Source organism: Brevundimonas sp. GW821-FHT12C05, from assembly GCF_058807475.1.
On the sequence record NZ_JBXAQS010000001.1, the window covers coordinates 17,163 to 33,410 of the forward strand.

Annotated in this window: 13 protein-coding genes; 12 read left to right on the forward strand and 1 reads right to left on the reverse strand. The window is 64.7% G+C overall.

Features of this window, described 5'->3' with window-relative positions; all coding sequences use genetic code 11:
• The first annotated feature begins 20 nt into the window (after nt 1–20).
• The 11 genes from gmd to AC1RRF_RS00120 all read left to right on the forward strand — a co-directional run bounded on the left by gmd (nt 21) and on the right by AC1RRF_RS00120 (nt 12,812).
• Nucleotides 21–1,055: a GDP-mannose 4,6-dehydratase gene (gmd, locus tag AC1RRF_RS00070; protein ID WP_492831623.1), complete on the forward strand. Its 1,035-nt coding sequence runs from the start codon at nt 21–23 to the stop codon at nt 1,053–1,055.
• Nucleotides 1,039–1,947: a GDP-mannose 4,6-dehydratase gene (locus tag AC1RRF_RS00075; RefSeq protein WP_492831625.1), complete on the forward strand. Its 909-nt coding sequence runs from the start codon at nt 1,039–1,041 to the stop codon at nt 1,945–1,947. Before gmd ends, AC1RRF_RS00075 begins: the two co-directional genes overlap by 17 nt.
• Nucleotides 1,944–3,203, forward strand: a complete 1,260-nt coding sequence (locus AC1RRF_RS00080) for an MATE family efflux transporter (RefSeq protein ID WP_492831627.1) — start codon at nt 1,944–1,946, stop codon at nt 3,201–3,203. The genes AC1RRF_RS00075 and AC1RRF_RS00080 overlap by 4 nt, the downstream gene beginning before the upstream one ends.
• A 126-nt stretch (nt 3,204–3,329) precedes the next feature.
• Nucleotides 3,330–4,313, forward strand: coding sequence for a glycosyltransferase family 4 protein (locus AC1RRF_RS00085; RefSeq protein WP_492831629.1), 984 nt, complete (start codon nt 3,330–3,332; stop codon nt 4,311–4,313).
• 118 nt (nt 4,314–4,431) lie between these two features.
• Entirely contained in the window at nt 4,432–4,662 is a 231-nt protein-coding gene (locus AC1RRF_RS00090; RefSeq protein WP_492831631.1) for a hypothetical protein, read from the forward strand.
• Between the two features lie 28 nt (nt 4,663–4,690).
• Complete coding sequence (locus AC1RRF_RS00095) at nt 4,691–6,013, forward strand: hypothetical protein (protein WP_492831633.1); 1,323 nt, start codon at nt 4,691–4,693, stop codon at nt 6,011–6,013.
• A 132-nt stretch (nt 6,014–6,145) separates the two neighbouring features.
• Entirely contained in the window at nt 6,146–7,363 is a 1,218-nt protein-coding gene (locus AC1RRF_RS00100; RefSeq protein ID WP_492831635.1) for an N-acetyl sugar amidotransferase, read from the forward strand.
• Complete coding sequence (gene hisH, locus AC1RRF_RS00105; RefSeq protein WP_492831637.1) at nt 7,360–7,974, forward strand: imidazole glycerol phosphate synthase subunit HisH; 615 nt, start codon at nt 7,360–7,362, stop codon at nt 7,972–7,974. The genes AC1RRF_RS00100 and hisH overlap by 4 nt, the downstream gene beginning before the upstream one ends.
• Before the next feature lie 3 nt (nt 7,975–7,977).
• Entirely contained in the window at nt 7,978–8,748 is a 771-nt protein-coding gene (locus AC1RRF_RS00110) for an AglZ/HisF2 family acetamidino modification protein (RefSeq protein WP_492831639.1), read from the forward strand.
• A 120-nt stretch (nt 8,749–8,868) separates the two neighbouring features.
• Nucleotides 8,869–10,995, forward strand: a complete 2,127-nt coding sequence (locus AC1RRF_RS00115; protein ID WP_492831641.1) for a bi-domain-containing oxidoreductase — start codon at nt 8,869–8,871, stop codon at nt 10,993–10,995.
• Nucleotides 10,992–12,812, forward strand: coding sequence for an alginate lyase family protein (locus tag AC1RRF_RS00120; protein ID WP_492831643.1), 1,821 nt, complete (start codon nt 10,992–10,994; stop codon nt 12,810–12,812). The genes AC1RRF_RS00115 and AC1RRF_RS00120 overlap by 4 nt, the downstream gene beginning before the upstream one ends.
• A 39-nt stretch (nt 12,813–12,851) precedes the next feature.
• Here the strand turns inward: AC1RRF_RS00120 and acs are convergent, their stop codons facing one another.
• Entirely contained in the window at nt 12,852–14,804 is a 1,953-nt protein-coding gene (gene acs, locus AC1RRF_RS00125; protein WP_492831645.1) for an acetate--CoA ligase, read from the reverse strand.
• A 153-nt stretch (nt 14,805–14,957) separates the two neighbouring features.
• Here acs and AC1RRF_RS00130 point away from each other — a divergent pair, with 153 nt between their 5' ends.
• Nucleotides 14,958–16,247 (forward strand): cystathionine gamma-synthase family protein, encoded by a 1,290-nt coding sequence (locus AC1RRF_RS00130; protein ID WP_492831647.1) that lies wholly within the window; start codon nt 14,958–14,960, stop codon nt 16,245–16,247.
• Nucleotide 16,248: the final 1 nt, after the last annotated feature.

Consider the following 16,248-nt stretch of genomic DNA (forward strand, 5'->3'; position numbering starts at 1 on the left):
GACCTAAGGGGCGAGTGCTGATGAGGCGGGCATTTATCACGGGCATCACCGGCCAGGACGGCGCCTATATGGCCGAGTATCTGCTGGGGCTCGGATATGAAGTGATCGGCGCCTTCCGCCGCACGAGTTCGATAAATTTCTGGCGGCTTGAAGAGCTGGGGATTGAGCGTCACCCCAACCTCAAACTCGTCGAGTTCGACCTCACCGACCAGGCCGGCGCCATTCGTCTGCTTCAGACGCATCGTCCGCACGAGGTCTACAATCTGGCGGCGCAGAGCTTCGTCGCCGTGTCGTTCGATCAACCGCTCCTCACCACCGACATCACCGGCAAGGGGGCCGTGCACCTGCTTGAAGCGATCCGGATCGTCGATCCCACCATTCGCTTCTACCAGGCCTCCACGTCGGAGATGTTCGGGAAGGTCCAGGCGACGCCCCAGAGCGAAACCACGCCCTTCTACCCGCGCAGCCCGTATGGCGTGGCCAAGCTGTTCGCGCACTGGATGACGATCAACTACCGGGAATCCTACGGGATATTCGGCGCCAGCGGGATCCTGTTCAACCATGAATCCCCGCTGCGGGGGCGCGAGTTCGTCACCCGGAAGATCACCGACGGCGTCGCGCGTATCGTCCACGGCAAGGCGGACTGTCTCGAGTTGGGCAACATGGACGCCAAGCGGGACTGGGGCTTCGCCGGCGACTACGTGAAGGGCATGCACCTCATGCTCCAGCAGGACGAGCCGGACACCTTCGTCCTGGCGACGAACCGGACCGAGACGGTTCGGGACTTCGTGACCATGAGCTTCGCCGTGGCGGACATCGAGATCGACTGGTCCGGGGAAGCCGAACAGGAGGTGGGCCGCCACCGGCGGACCGGCGACGTCCTGGTGAAGGTCAATCCGCAGTTCTACCGCCCCGCCGAAGTGGAGCTCCTGATCGGCGACCCCGCCTACGCCCAACGCAAGCTGGGTTGGAAGGCGGAGACCACGCTGGAAGGGCTGTGCCAATCCATGGTCCAGGCCGACCTTCGACGGGTGCGGGATGGCGCATCCTTCTAGGGTCCTGATCACCGGCATTTCGGGCTTCACCGGAGTGCACCTGGCCAACAGGCTCGCCGCGGCGGACTGTGAGGTCTTCGGGCTGACCAATTCGCCGGACGAGGGGCCCGTCCCCAGTCTGTGCGCCGACCTCGGGGAAACCGACCGGGTGGCTGAGTGGATCCGTTCGATCCAGCCGACCCATGTCGTTCACCTGGCGGCGCTGAGCCATGTGGTGGGGCCGCCCCTGCCGTTCTACCAGGTCAATGTGCTGGGAACGGAGTCTCTGCTTGAGGCGATCCACCGGGCGGATGTCCGTCCGGCGAAGGTCCTGATCGCCAGCAGTGCGAACATCTACGGTCAGACCCTCGCCAGTCCGATCAGCGAAGCCGAGCCGCCGATGCCGGCCAACCACTACGCGGCCAGCAAGGCGGCGATGGAGTGGGTCGCAAGGCAGTGGTTCACGCGCTTCCCGATCGTCGTGGCCCGTCCGTTCAACTACACCGGGGCGGGGCAGACCGAGGCCTTCCTGTTCGCCAAGCTGGCGGGGGAATTCCACCGTCGCGCTCCGGTCCTGAATCTGGGCAATCTCCGGGTCGCGCGTGACCTGTCGGACGTGTCCTTCGTCACCGAGGCCTATCATCGCCTGCTGCTGTCCGATGTGGATTCGACGGCGCTGAACATCTGCTCGGGACGCAGCGTCTCGATCGAGGAGGCGCTTCAGATCCTGCGCGACCTCACGGGCCACGAGCCGGAAATCTCCATCGATCCCAAACTGGTTCGGGCCAACGAAATCGAGTCCCTCACCGGCGACCCGACCCTTCTGCAGGCGACGATCGGCCCGATGGAGCCGGTCCCGCCGGTCGAAATCTTCAGGAGACTGCTGGCGGCTCTCGACGCGGGTCCGGCATGAAGGTCATCCGCCTCTTCGGGGCCGATGCTGGCCTGAGCGTGCTGTTGCACGGCCTCAAGGCGCTGGTCGCACTCTTCGTGAACTGGCTGGTGCTGCGCCATTTCGCCGTTGAGGATTTCGTCGTCTGGTCGGTGACGTCCTCGATCCTGGTGGTCGCCACCGCCTCGGATCTCGGGATCGGCCAGTACACCGTCACCAGGCTGATCAACTCCGACAGGCGCGAATGGGCGCGACACGTCAGTGAAAGTCTCGGCACGCTGATCCCGCTCGCGCTCGCGGCGGGACTGTTCGTCTTGCTGTCGCTCGGCGACGTCTCGGCGACGTACAAGATCACCATGTCCGTGCTGCTGGTCGCGCGGATCGTGACCATTCCGTTCGCGGCGGTGCTGAATGCCGTGAACCAGTTCAAGATCCGCAAGGCGATCGAGCTGGCCGCCTATGTGGTCGCCGCGATCAGTGTGGCGCTCATCGCCTGGGCGGGCGCCGACATCCGGCTGGCGCTGGTCCTGTTGAACGCCACCTTCCTGCTCGGCGGCTTGCTGACCGTGGCGGCGGCCGCCCGCTATATTCCATTGGCGCAGGCGTTCAGGTTGGCCCCGCCGGCGGAGTCGCTCCGCGTCCTCCGGGAAGCCATCCCGTTCATGGTCAACACCCTGAGCGGGCTGCTCACCTATGGCGGCTTCATCTGGCTGAGCAGCCGCGTTCTGCCCGAAGCGCAGGTCGCGAAGCTGGCGGTCCTTCACAGTTTCGTCCTGATAAACCTGTACCAGCTCTATGACGTGTTCCTGAAGGCGCGGCAGGCCGACCTGACGGGCAAGTCGCGGCTGCCGATCTACCGCCGGCTCAACCTGTTGTTCATGCTGGCGCTGCCGCCCCTCTTCGTCCTGGCGGGCCGCCAGGCGCTGGCGCTGATCGGCAACCCCGTGCAGATCGGCCTGCTCGAAACCGGTCTGTTCGGCGTGTTCATGGCCTTCGAGATGGGAAATCTGTTCGTCCAGTCGATCACGCAGGTGAACCATCGGCTGGTGCATCGGCTGCACGTCTACTCCGCGATCCGGTTCGCGATGCTGGCCGGCTTCCTCCTCGTGGGACTCTGGCCGTTCGCCGTCGAGGGGCGGTTGCCGCTGCTGCTGGGGTGCTTGTCGTTGTGTTCAATGACGGCCTTCGCCTATTTGCTGCGAGGCGTGAAGGTGTACGAAGCTGATGACGATCAGCCGCCCGGCAAGGCGGACTTGTCCACCAGCTATTCTGTGTAGATGCGACGTCGCGTAATTGTATTGCAGGCTATTTCTAGCTGCCAGATGTTGAGAGTGGAGCGTTAAGGTCCTGATATGGCTAGGATTGCCTTCTACTGTAACGACACGTTGGAAAATATCCATTCGATGGAATACTATCGACAGGATATCGACGCCTTGCGGGCGCTGGGCCATGAGGTGGTGGTCTGCAATCGCTATCGGGACATCCCGTGGCGGTTCGACGTGCTTTTCGTCTGGTGGTGGACCTATGCCCTGGCGCCGGTGTTGCTGGCCCGACTGACCGGTCGAAAGACGATCATCGCCGGGGTCTATAATTTCCGCTTCGAGGACCCGACGACCGGAACCGACTATTTCGGGCGTCCCTGGTTCCAGCGCTTCGTGATCGGTCTGGCGACCCGGCTTGCGCACGCCAATCTGTTTGTCAGCAAGCGTGAGTTCGAAGAGGTGACCGACAGCTTCGGCCTGCGCACCTCGCACTATGCGCCGTGCGCCGTCGGCGAGGCGTATTTCGCCGCCAATCGAGGCGTCGCCGGGCGCTCCCTGCTCCTCAACCTCGCCTGGTCGGGTTCGCAAAACCTGCAGCGCAAGGGCGTGTGGACGATCCTGGATGCGGCGGCGCTGCTCAAGCAGCGGGGACGGCAGTTCGACCTGGTGCTGGCGGGCAAGCGCGGCGACGGCTTCGAGGCCGTCCAGAACCGCATCGTGGAGCTTGAGCTGAGCGACTGTGTGAGGGCCGTCGGGGAAGTGACGCTGGAGGAGAAGCTCGATCTATTCGGCCGTACGAAGCTCTATCTCCAGCCCTCGCGTTTCGAGGGCTTCGGCCTGGCCACGGCGGAAGCCATGGCCGCGGGGTGCTGCGTCATCACGACGGAAGTGGGCGAGGTTCCAACCGTCGTCGGCGACGGCGGGGCCTACGTTCAACCGGGCGACAGCGAAGGCCTTGCCGACACCGTCGAAAATCTACTGTCTGACCCCGACAGGATCGCCGACATAAACTCCCGCGCCGCCGAACGCATACAGCGGCTGTTTTCCTTCGCCGGGAAGAAGTCGAACTTCGATCAGATCCTCCGAAGCCTGAGCGTTTCCTCGTCGGGCTCCCCGGGAGCGTGACGACCCCGAAGGGCTTTCCCGGACGCCGCTCGACAGGCATGCGAACCTTGGATCGCCAGGCGCACTGATCAAACGGCGCCCGACGGGGCGCAGGGGTTCGATCCGCCGGGATCGACAAGTGGATGTGTTGTTGCGAAAATTACGCTCCGAGATTCCGATCCCGACCAATGATCACGGCGCCGTAGAGGCTGGCGAAACCCGCAGGATCAGCTATTCGTTCTCGACGGATTTCTCCCGATTTCCGCCCAACACTGGTTTCGAAATGAAGTCGACTTCGGCCTTTTTGACGTTTGATCACACCCTCGACGAGGCCGTCCGGAACGCCTTTTTCGTCACGTCCGCCGTCTGAGATGAGTGTCCAGGAGAGTCTCTGGCGGGTGAACCGGCCGCGGCCTGCCGGCGCGGTCGCTTCAGGTTACAATCCGATCTGGATTTACCTGTTCCTCGCTCCGGTCTTTTTCCAGCGCGTCTTCATCGGCGGTGATGGCGCGGCCGCGTCCTATGACGAGTTCACGGGGACCACCACCACCCTGATGGGGTATGCGGCTCACCTTCTCGTCTGCCTAAGGTATGTGCTGGAGCCAAGGAACTTCCAGCGGGACCCGTTGTTCCTGAACGTTTTCCTGCTGTTCGCCCTTGTCTCGACCGTCCACGTCCTCCTGCTGTTCCTGGAACCGCTCGGCGCCGGCCAAGCCATACTGGGAATTTTGCGCGGGCTGTTCTGGCTCCTGACTTGTGTCGCCATCGTCAGATACTCGTCGCCAGATGATTTTCTGAAGGCGGTGATCAACCTCATCCACGTCACGATCGCCGTAATGATAGTGACTTCGATCGCCTACCGGATCACCGGGATTCCCTTCCAGATCATCTTGTACGGCGACGTGCCGCGCGCGCAGGGATTCCTGACGGAGCCTTCAGGCACCGCCACCTTGTTGGCCGGCTATGTGGCCCATGCCCTGTTCGTTCGGAAATACTGGCGGCTGGCGCCGGCGCTGATCGCGGTCGTGCTCAGCAGCTCGGTGATCGCCTTTATCGGCTTCTGCGCCGCGCTCGCGTTCGGCGGCATCAGTCTGTTGGTCGCGTCGTCGGCAAACCGCGTGCTGCTCCGCCGAGTGATCCTCTATTCGGTGCCGGTTCTCTTCGCGTTTCTGGCGATCGCCAGCGGCCCCATCTCGACGTTCGCAACGGAAATGCGCGCCAACATCATCGGGACCTCCTTCGGGGATTCCACGCTGTACCGCGTGGTCTTGGACCGGCTGTTGGAAGCGATGAGCGTGCTGCAGACAGGCATCGATCTGACGCGGGCGGGGGCCAACGTCGAACAGGGCGGGATCTTCCGCTACACGTCCATGCTTCTGCTCATAAACGATCTTGCGCAGTCGTGGCGCGGCATCACCGGGTACGGCCTCGGCGCCCACGCCCAGCTCATGCAGGCCCAGGAGATGTCGCTGCTCGATTTCGGGCTGTTCCCCTTGGCCCTGTCGTCGTTTGGCCTGGTCTTGGGCTTCCTGCTGTTCGGCTTCGTGGCCAATCTGATGTCGCGGTCCGATAGTCCGATCGCGATCTTCGGCACGCCTTGCCTTTTCGTCGGCCTCATCAACTCGGCCGGCGGGTATCATGGCTATTCCATTGCGATCGTCGCCGCGCTGTTTCTCCTGAAGTTCTCCAGTGCCCGACGAAGCGCCCCGATCCGTCGTTGAACGCCCGATCGCTGTCGCGTCGCGCGAGGTCGGGTTGCCGTCAGGGCCGCGGCGGAGGCCTCATCGACGCATGATCCCGCAGACATCGAGAGATGGCTGGCGTGAAACGCCCATCGCGTCTACAGGCGATTCGTGAAGCACTGGCGCCGGCCCCGGGGGGCTGTTTCGGCTGCGGTGTCACCCGTCTGCGGCGCAGGCACTCGAAATGTGAGCAAGATGAGAAACTACCAGATCTGCACCAACTGCGTGATGGACACCTCGGATACGAACATCACATTCGATGCGCAGGGTGTGTGTGACCACTGCAATGACTTTCGCGTCCATGTCGCTCCCAAATGGCACCCCGACGATAAGGGGCGCGCGATGTTCGCCCGCACGGTCGATGAGATTCGCCAGCACGGCAAAGGCAAGCCGTTCGATTGCATTATCGGATTGAGCGGCGGCCTCGACAGCTCTTTCCTGCTCCATCAATGCGTGACCGAGTTTCAACTGAGGCCGCTGGTCTTCCACGTTGACGGCGGTTGGAACACAGACATTGCGGTCAACAACATCCAGGTGCTGGTCGAGAAGCTGGGTCTTGAGCTGTTCACTGAAGTCATCAACTGGGAGGAGATGAAAGACTTCCAGCTGGCTTTCTTCAAGTCTGGCGTGCCTCACATCGACATCCCGCAAGACCATGCGTTCGTCGCGACCCTCTATAAGTTCGCGAACAAGCACGACATCAAGTATATCTTGAATGGCGGCAACATCGCCACCGAGTGCGTTCGGAACCCGCTGGAGTTCCTGTACTACGGTACGGATATGGCGCAGATCAACGACATCCGGAGACAGTTCTCAACGAACCCGATGAAGACCTATCCGTTCAGCGATATTCTGTTCCACAAGATCTATCTGCGTTATGTCCGTGGCCTGAAGGTCGTGAAGCCGCTCGACTGGATGCCGTACACGAAGGCCCTGGCGCGCGAGACGCTCACCCGGGAATATGGATGGAAGCCCTATCCCCAGAAGCATTTCGAATCGCGTTTCACCAAATTCTATGAGGGGTATTGGCTGCCTGAACGGTTCGGTTTCGACACCCGCCGGGTGCAGTTCTCCAGCCTGATCCTGACGGGCCAGATGACCCGCGAAGACGCGCTCAGCCAGCTGGAGCGTCCCGCCTATGATCCCGAGACGATCGGTCACGAGTTCGACTACATCGCCAAGAAGCTGGGCATCACCAGCGCGGAGCTGCGCGGGTATTTCGAAATGCCGCTCAAGACCTACCGCGACTACAAAAACTCGCTCTGGATGTTCAACATCGGCGCGAAGATCCTGCAGGCGATCGGCGTGGAGAAGGCGATCAAACGATGATCTCCATCCTCCACTACGGCCTGGGCAACATCAAAGCCTTCGCCAATATCTACAACGAGGCGAACATCCCGTTTCAGATCGCTGAAACGGCGGACGACCTGGTCGGCTCGACCAAGATAATCCTGCCGGGCGTGGGCTCATTCGACCATGCCATGCAGCAGTTTCGGACGTCCGGCATGGCCGAGCGCGTCGAAGACCTGGTCATGGGCGAGGGCGTTCCCGTGCTGGGCGTCTGCGTCGGCATGCAGATGCTGGCGCAGTCGAGCGAGGAAGGTGTTGAAAAGGGGCTGGGGTGGGTTCCGGGCGTCGTCCGGAAGATGCGCTTCGACGGCTCCAACACCCGGCATGTGCTTCCGCACATGGGCTGGAATTCGATTGAGCCGAAAGGCGGCGAGCCCCTGCTGTCGGGGCTGGATCCGGAAGCGGGGTTCTACTTCCTGCATTCCTATCGCTTCGAATGCGACAGCGACAACAACGCCATCGCCTACGCTGACTACGGCGGCCGTTTCGCCTGTGTCGTGCGGGAGAAAAATGTCTATGGGACGCAGTGCCATCCCGAGAAGAGCCACCACAACGGCGTACGCCTCCTGAAAAACTTCGCGGAGCTTTGAGACTTGCTGCGAGCCCGCATTATTCCCTGCCTTCTGGTTCGTGATCGCGGGCTGGTGAAAACGCGAAAGTTCGGCGACGACCGCTACGTCGGTGACCCCCTGAACGCCGTCCGGATCTTCAACGAGAAGGGCGTCGATGAACTTATGGTTCTCGACATCGACGCGACGGCGAAGGGACGCGAACCTGACTACGCCCTGATCGAGAACATGGCCGCCGAATGCCGCATGCCGCTGGGCTATGGCGGCGGCGTCTCCACCGTCGAGCAGGCCAAGCGGATCATGGCCCTGGGCGTCGAGAAGGTGTCGCTGAGCGCCGCCGCCGTGGCGCGCCCCGCCCTCGTCGCCGAGATGGCGGAGCAGGTCGGCAGCCAGAGCGTGGTCGTCGTCCTCGACGTCAAGAAGAAGCTGCTCGGTGGATACGGCACCTACGTCCGCAACGGTTCCAAGGACGCCAAGCGCGATCCGGTGGAGTTCGCGCGGGAGCTTGAATCGCTCGGCGTGGGCGAGATCGTCATCAACTCGATCGACAATGACGGGATGATGAAGGGCTATGATCTGGCGATCGCCGAAGAGATCCGGCGCGCCGTTTCCGTGCCGATCACGGTGATGGGCGGCGCCGGCTCGGTCGACGATATGAAGCAGGCCGTTCAGCGTCTCGGAGTGGTAGGTGTCGGCGCGGGCAGCCTGTTCGTGTTCAAAGGGCAGTTTCGAGCGGTCCTGATCAGCTATCCTTCGCAAGCCGAGCGGCAGGCGCTTCAGGCGGCCCTGGCCTAGAGCCGCCTCAAACCGTCGGACGCATCAGCGACCAAAGCCCTCGGTCGTGGCGACGCCGTCGATTTTGAACTATGTGCCCAATTCTGCGGTCTCGCTGCCGCGACGAGACCGAGAGATATCATGCATCAGATCGTGCAACACATGGGCAGCGGCCTGACGGAGATCGTTGAGGCCCCGGCCCCGTCGCTCCAGAACGGGTCGCTCATCATCGCGTCTACGGTCACGCTGATCTCAGCCGGAACCGAGCGGATGCTGGTTGATTTCGGCAAGGCCAATCTCATCGACAAGGCCCTTCAGCAGCCCGAAAGGGTCAAGATGGTCCTCGACAAGGTGCGGACCGATGGCCTGACCGCCACCATCGACGCGGTCCAGTCCAAGCTGGCCCAGCCCCTGCCTCTGGGCTACTGCAACGTCGGTCGCGTCTCGGCCGTGGGCGGCGGCGTCGCCGGCTTCAAGCCGGGCGACCGGGTCGTGTCGAACGGCGCGCACGCCGACGTCGTTCGGGTCTCCAAAAATCTGTGCGCCCGTATCCCCGACGCCGTCGACGATGACTCGGCGGCGTTCGTGGTTGTGGCGAGCATCGGCCTCCAGGGCATTCGCCTGGCTCAGCCGACCCTGGGCGAGGCGTTCGTCGTCACCGGGGCCGGTCTGATCGGTCTGCTGACGGTGCAGCTTCTGCGCGCACAAGGCTGCCGGGTCCTGGCGATTGATTTCGACGAGACCAAGCTGGAGCTGGCGCGGCAGTTCGGCGCGGAAACCTGCAACCCCGCCAAGGGCGAGGACCCGGTCGCGGCCGGCATGGCGTTCGGGCGCGGCCAGGGCGTCGACGGCGTCATCATCACCGCTTCGACCAAGTCCAGTGATCCGGTCACCCAGGCGGCCCGCATGTGTCGCAAGCGGGGTCGGATCGTCCTGGTCGGCGTCACCGGGCTGGAACTGAACCGGGCCGATTTCTACGAGAAGGAACTGACGTTCCAGGTGTCATGTTCCTACGGACCTGGGCGCTACGACCCCGACTACGAGCAGAAGGGCGTGGACTATCCGCTCGGTTTCGTCCGTTGGACCGAACAGCGCAATTTCGAGGCGATACTGGACCTGTTGGCGTCCGGCCAGCTGAACGTGAAGCCCCTGATCAGCCACCGTTTCCCGTTTGAAAACGCCAAGGAGGCTTATGCCAAGCTGGGCGAGGACAAATCGGGCCTGGGCATACTGCTCGACTACAAGTCACCGACCGAAACCCGCCTCGTTGACAAGGTTTCACTCGACAGCACGGCGCGGTTCGATCCCCAGCGGCCCGTCCTCGGCTTCATCGGGGCGGGAAACTACGCCTCGCGAGTCCTGATCCCCGCATTCAAGGCGGCGGGCGCGCAACTGCATACGGTCGTCACGTCCGCGGGCCTGAGCGGTGTCATCAACGGCCGATCCATGGGGTTCGCCGAGGCCTCGAATGATGTGACCGCGATGCTGGCGGCTCCCGAGGTCAATACCGTCGTCGTCGCCACCCGCCACGACACCCACGCCCGGTTCGTGATCCAGGCGCTTGAGGCCGGCAAGAACGTGTTTGTCGAAAAGCCCCTGGCCATCGATCTCGAGAGCCTCGCCGGCGTCGAGGCGGCCTACGCCGAGGCCCACCGCGAAGGCGCCGGGCCGCAACTGACCGTCGGGTTCAACCGCCGCTTCGCGCCGCAGGTCCAGAAGGTCAAGGAACTGCTGGATGGCGTCAGCGAGCCCAAGGCCTTCATCATGACGATGAATGCGGGCGCGATCCCCGGCGACCACTGGACCCAGGACGTGGAGGTCGGCGGCGGGCGCATTATCGGCGAAGCCTGTCACTTCATCGACCTCATGCGTTTCCTCGCTGACAGCCCCATCGTTTCGGTGCAGGCGCGCCGCATGGGTGGCGTCGGGAACACCGAGGACAAGGCGGCCATCACGCTGGGCTTCGCGGACGGATCGTTCGGCACGATCTTGTATCTGGCCAACGGCGCCGCGAACTTCCCCAAGGAACGGATCGAGGTGTTCACGGCGGGCCGGACACTGCAGCTTGATAATTTCCGCAAGCTCACCGGGTTCAGCTGGCCAGGTTTCCGTCAGATGAATTTGCGGACCCAGGACAAGGGACAAAAGGCGGGAGCCGCCGCCTTCCTGAAAGCGCTTGAGGTGGGAACGCCGGCCATTCCCGCGGCGGAGCTTTTCGAGGTGGCCCGCATCACCATCGAGGCGGCGCACCAACTGCGCGAACAATGACCCGTCTCGGTTCGAAAGCGCGAACCGCACTCAGCCTGGGCCTGACGAATCTGATGCGGGTGGCCGGCTACCGGCTCGGCGTCCGCACGGGTCTGCACCCCGTGCGCCGGATAAGCGCCGCCGCGCCGAGCGGACCCTTTTTTCAGGGCGGGGAACCAGACGGATCTGTCACTCCACCCGCGGACCCGCTCCTGTTGTTCAGCCGCTGGCCGATCACCGGGTCAGGGGAGGCGCCCGATTGGCTGGCCGACCCCCTGACCGGAAAGCGTATCGACCGGGCGGACCAGCCGTGGTGGCTCATCCCCGACTTTGATCCCGCCGTGGGGGACATCAAGCGCATCTGGGAGCTCTCCCGCCTTGATTGGGCCCCCCGTTTCGCCCGGCGCCTCTGGTCTGAAGGCCCCGGCCGTGACGACCGTCTCGAGCGTTGGGTCGCGGACTGGGTCGCGCACAATCCGCCGTACCGCGGTCCCAACTGGAAATGTGGTCAGGAGGCCTCGCTCAGGGTCATGAACTTGGCCATGGCGGCCCTGATCCTGCGGCAGGACGATCGGCCGACGTCGGGCATGCTGGACCTCGTCGAGGTTCATCTGAAACGGATCGCCCCGACGATCCAGTACGCAGTGGCCCAGGACAACAATCACGGGACCTCGGAAGCCGCCGCCCTGTTCATCGGCGGGAGCTGGCTGGCTGACAACGGGCGTCGGAGCGGCGTCGCCTGGGAGCGGTCGGGACGGAAATGGCTGGAGGAACGGGTCGGTCGACTGGTCGGCGCCGACGGCGGGTTCAGCCAGTATTCGCTGAACTATCATCGCCTCATGCTGGACACCCTCAGCATGAGCGAGCTCTGGAGACGCAAGTTCAAGCGTGCGCCGTTCTCGGCGGGCTGGCGAGCCCGTGCCCAGGCCGCGACCGAATGGCTGCGGCATATGATTGACCCTGAAGCCGGGGACGGCCCGAACGTCGGGGCCAACGACGGCGCCCGGCTGCTGCAGATCACGGATACGGCCTATCGCGATCATCGCCCGACGGTGCAGTTGGCGGCGGCGCTGTTCCTTGATCGGCGAGCTTACGACGATGGCGCGTGGAGCGAGGGGCTCGCCCTCCTCGGCGTCGATACGCCCGCCACGCCGGCATCGTCCCTCAAAAGTCGCGTCGATGACGACACCGGTTTTGCCGTCCTGATCCGGGGCGCGGCGAAAGCGGTCCTTCGCTACCCGCGCTTCCGGTTTCGTCCCAGCCAGGCGGATGCCCTCCATCTCGACTTGTGGATCGGCTCCGAGAACCTGCTCCGTGACGGCGGCACCTTCACCTATGCCGACGCCGAAGCGGTCGGTTACTTTGGCGGCGTGGGCAGCCACAATACCGTTCAGTTCGATGGGCGGGACCAGATGCCGCGCCTGGGCCGGTTCCTGTTCGCTGACTGGCTGTGCACTTCCGAAGTGGACCCCCTGCGCGAGGCGGAGGAGGCGGCCGGCTTTGGTGCGGCCTATCGGGACGGAGCGGGGGCGACCCATCGGCGCCGTGTTCGGCTCGAGCCCGGCCGCATGATCGTCGAAGACCAGATCTCAGGCTTCGCTGAGTCCGCCGTGCTCCGCTGGCGTCTCGCGCCCGGTGACTGGACCCTCCAGGATGATCACACCCTGGTGTGCGGAACGCGCACGATCAGTCTGTCGGCGACAGCGGCCATTGTGCGCTTCGAGTTGGTCGAGGGGCGCGAGTCCCGTCACTATCTGGAACAGACCGCGCTGCCGGTGCTCGAAGTGGAGGTGGCTGAGCCGTGCCTGCTGACGACACAGGTCCGCTGGCCGAGCTGACCTACCGATGCGGGGTCAGTCTCGACCACCCGTTTCAGCTCATTCTCCCGCCCCGCCTCGCTTGGACGTACGCACCAGTTCCTCCACCACCCCCGGATCCGCCAGCGTCGACGTATCCCCGAGTGAGCCCACATCCCCCTCGGCGATCTTCCTCAGGATGCGCCGCATGATCTTGCCCGAGCGGGTCTTGGGCAGGCCCGGCGCCCACTGGATCACGTCGGGGGCGGCGATCGGGCCGATCTCCTTGCGGACGTGGGCGATCAGGGCCTTGCGCAGTTCCTCGGTCGGCTCCACGCCCTTGTTCAGGGTGACGTAGGCGTAGATGCCCTGGCCCTTGATGTCGTGCGGGAAGCCGACGACCGCCGCCTCGGCCACATCGTCGTGCAGCACCAGGGCGCTCTCGACCTCGGCGGTGCCCATGCGATGGCCCGAGACGTTGATCACGTCGTCCACCCGCCCGGTGATCCAGTAGTAGCCGTCCTCGTCCCGGCGGCAGCCGTCGCCGGTGAAATACTTGCCCGGGTAGGCGCTGAAATAGGTGTCGAAGAAGCGCTGATGATCGCCCCAGACGGTGCGCATCTGGCCGGGCCAGCTGTCGGTGATGACCAGATTGCCCGAGGTGGCCCCTTCCAGAACCGCGCCGTCCGCATCGACCAGCTGCAGCTCAACGCCGGGCAGGGGCTTGGTCGCCGACCCGGGCTTCAGGTCCGTCGCGCCGGGCAGGGGCGAGACCAGCACGCCGCCGGTCTCGGTCTGCCACCAGGTGTCCACGATGGGGCAGCGGCCCTCGCCGACCACCTCGTGATACCAGCGCCAGGCCTCCGGATTGATCGGTTCGCCGACGCTGCCCAGCAGGCGCAAGCTGGACCGGCTGGTCGCCTTCACCGGTTCATCCCCCTCGCGCATCAGGGCCCGTAGCGCCGTGGGGGCGGTGTAGAAGATCTCGACTTGATGCTTGTCCACCACCTGCCAGAAGCGGCTGACCGTCGGATAGTTGGGCACGCCCTCGAACATCAGGGTGGTAGCCCCGTTGGCCAGCGGGCCGTAGACGCAATAGCTGTGGCCGGTGACCCAACCCACGTCGGCGGTGCACCAGAAGACCTCGCCGGGCCGGTAGTCGAACACCAGTTCATGCGTCCACGACGCCCAGAACAGATAGCCGCCGGTGGTGTGCAGCACCCCCTTGGGCTTTCCCGTCGAACCCGAGGTGTAGAGGATGAACAGCGGATCCTCGGCGTTCATCGGCTCGCACGGGCAGTCGTCGCTGACGCCCTGCTTCGCCTCGCCGTAGCGGACGTCCCGGCCCACGACCATCGGCACGTCGGCGTTCGTGTGCGAGACGACCAGGACCTTGTCGACCCTCACCTTCTCCAACGCCGCGTCGACATTGGCTTTCAGCGGTACTCGCTTGCCGCCGCGCAGCCCCTCGTCGGCGGTGATCACGACCCGGGAGCCGCAGTCCTCGATCCGTCCGGCCAGGCTGTCCGGCGAGAAGCCGCCGAAGACGACCGAGTGCACGGCCCCGATCCGCGCGCAGGCCAGCATCGCGACAGCCGCCGTGGGGATCATCGGCAGATACAGGGTGACGCGGTCGCCCTTCACCACGCCGAGGTCCTTCAGCACATTGGCCATGCGGCAGACTTCGGCGTGCAGCTCGCGATAGCTCAGCCTGCCCGATTGGGTCGGTTCGTCGCCCTCCCAGATAATCGCCGTCTCGTCGCCGCGCGTCGCCAGGTGCCGGTCCAGGCAGTTCCAGGCGACGTTCAGCACCCCGTCGGCGAACCAGCGGATGCGGAAGTCGGCCTTGTCGAATGAGACGTCCTTGATCCCGGCGGGCGCGGTCATCCAGTCCAGCCGGCGGGCCTGCTCGCCCCAGAAGGCGTCCGGCGTCTCGCGCGCCGCGACCCGCGCCGTCTCATAGCCCGCCTTGGTCATCCGGGCGCGTTGGGCCCATTCGGATGGGACGGGATAGAGTTCGGGGTCGGTCGTCATGGGCGGCTCCTCGCGTCGGACAGCCCACGTTAGGACGACAGCCGACGCGAGGGGAAGCACCGACCTGTAGCGCTGGCGAACCTCGGCCGGATCACGTATCGCGAGGCCAAGGGAACAAGGGCGCCGCCAGACGCGCCCATCAGGAGATGACCCATGACCTATCGCCATCGCGCCCGCACGCTCGGGACCCGCACGCTCGCGCCCGAAACCCTCATGATGGGCTTCGGCTACGACCCGACCCTGTCGGAAGGGTCGATCAAGCCGCCGGTCTTCCAGACCTCGACCTTCGTCTTCCGTTCGGCCGAGGACGGTAAGCGCTTCTTCGAGGTCGCCTACGGCCTGCGCGAAAAGGATCCGGAAGAGGCGCTGGGCCTGATCTATTCGCGGATCAACAATCCCAACCTCGAAATCCTCGAGGACCGGTTGGCGGTCTGGGACGCCGCGGACAAGGCGCTGGTCTTCTCCAGCGGCATGGCGGCCATCTCGACCACCATCCTGGCGCTCAGCCGGCCCAATGACGTGGTCATCTACACCGCCCCGGCCTACGGCGGCACCGAATACCTGTTCGACCGCATCCTGCCGCGCATGGGCGTGGAGACGATGAGCGTGTCGGAATGCGACGGCGGTCGGACCCTCGTCGACGCCATCCCCGAGGCCGCCGCGCGGGCGGCGGCGCGCGGGGGACGACTGGCCGCGGTCTACGTCGAGACCCCAGCCAATCCGACCAATCAGCTCATCGACCTGCGCGCCGCCGCCGACGCCATCCGCGCTCTCGGCCAGGCCGAGGCGCCGCCGCTGGTGGTCGACAACACCTTCCTGGGCCCCCTGTGGCAGAAGCCGTTCGAGCATGGCGCGGACCTGATCCTCTACTCCCTGACCAAATATGTCGGCGGCCATTCGGACCTGATCGCCGGCGCCTGCCTGGGGCGCGCCGACCTCATGGGCCGGGTGGCTGAGATGCGCACCATCTGCGGCACGATCACCGACGCCCACACCGCCTGGCTTCTGACCCGCAGCCTGGAGACCCTGCAGATCCGCATGGAGCGGTCGCAGCACAACGCTTCGGAACTGGTCCGTCGCCTGCGCGGCCATCCCAAGATCGAGGCGGTGCTCGACGCGGGCGGCGCCGAAAGCTCGGCCGAACAGCAGGCCATCTTCAGCCGCCAGTGCTCGGGCGCGGGATCGACCTTCTCGCTGCGGCTCAAGGGCGGCGAGGCCGAGGCCTTCCGCATGCTCAACGCGCTGCAGCTGTTCAAGCTGGCGGTCAGCCTGGGCGGCACCGAAAGTCTGGTCTCGCACCCGTCCAGCACCACCCACTCGGACTATACCGCCGAGGCCAAGGCCCGCTGCGGCATCGGCGACAATCTGGTGCGCCTGTCGGTCGGCATCGAGAACGTCGAGGACCTGTTCGCTGATCTGTCGCAGGCGCTGGAGGCGATCTAGG

What these genes read in the sequence shown, in the direction of transcription:
- gmd (WP_492831623.1), top strand. Translation starts at nt 21, where the DNA reads ATGAGGCGGGCATTTATCACGGGCATCACCGGCCAGGACGGCGCCTAT.
- AC1RRF_RS00075 (WP_492831625.1), top strand. Translation starts at nt 1,039, where the DNA reads ATGGCGCATCCTTCTAGGGTCCTGATCACCGGCATTTCGGGCTTCACC.
- AC1RRF_RS00080 (WP_492831627.1), top strand. Translation starts at nt 1,944, where the DNA reads ATGAAGGTCATCCGCCTCTTCGGGGCCGATGCTGGCCTGAGCGTGCTG.
- AC1RRF_RS00085 (WP_492831629.1), top strand. Translation starts at nt 3,330, where the DNA reads ATGGAATACTATCGACAGGATATCGACGCCTTGCGGGCGCTGGGCCAT.
- hisH (WP_492831637.1), top strand. Translation starts at nt 7,360, where the DNA reads ATGATCTCCATCCTCCACTACGGCCTGGGCAACATCAAAGCCTTCGCC.
- AC1RRF_RS00115 (WP_492831641.1), top strand. Translation starts at nt 8,869, where the DNA reads ATGCATCAGATCGTGCAACACATGGGCAGCGGCCTGACGGAGATCGTT.
- AC1RRF_RS00120 (WP_492831643.1), top strand. Translation starts at nt 10,992, where the DNA reads ATGACCCGTCTCGGTTCGAAAGCGCGAACCGCACTCAGCCTGGGCCTG.
- acs (WP_492831645.1), bottom strand. Translation starts at nt 14,804, where the DNA reads ATGACGACCGACCCCGAACTCTATCCCGTCCCATCCGAATGGGCCCAA.
- AC1RRF_RS00130 (WP_492831647.1), top strand. Translation starts at nt 14,958, where the DNA reads ATGACCTATCGCCATCGCGCCCGCACGCTCGGGACCCGCACGCTCGCG.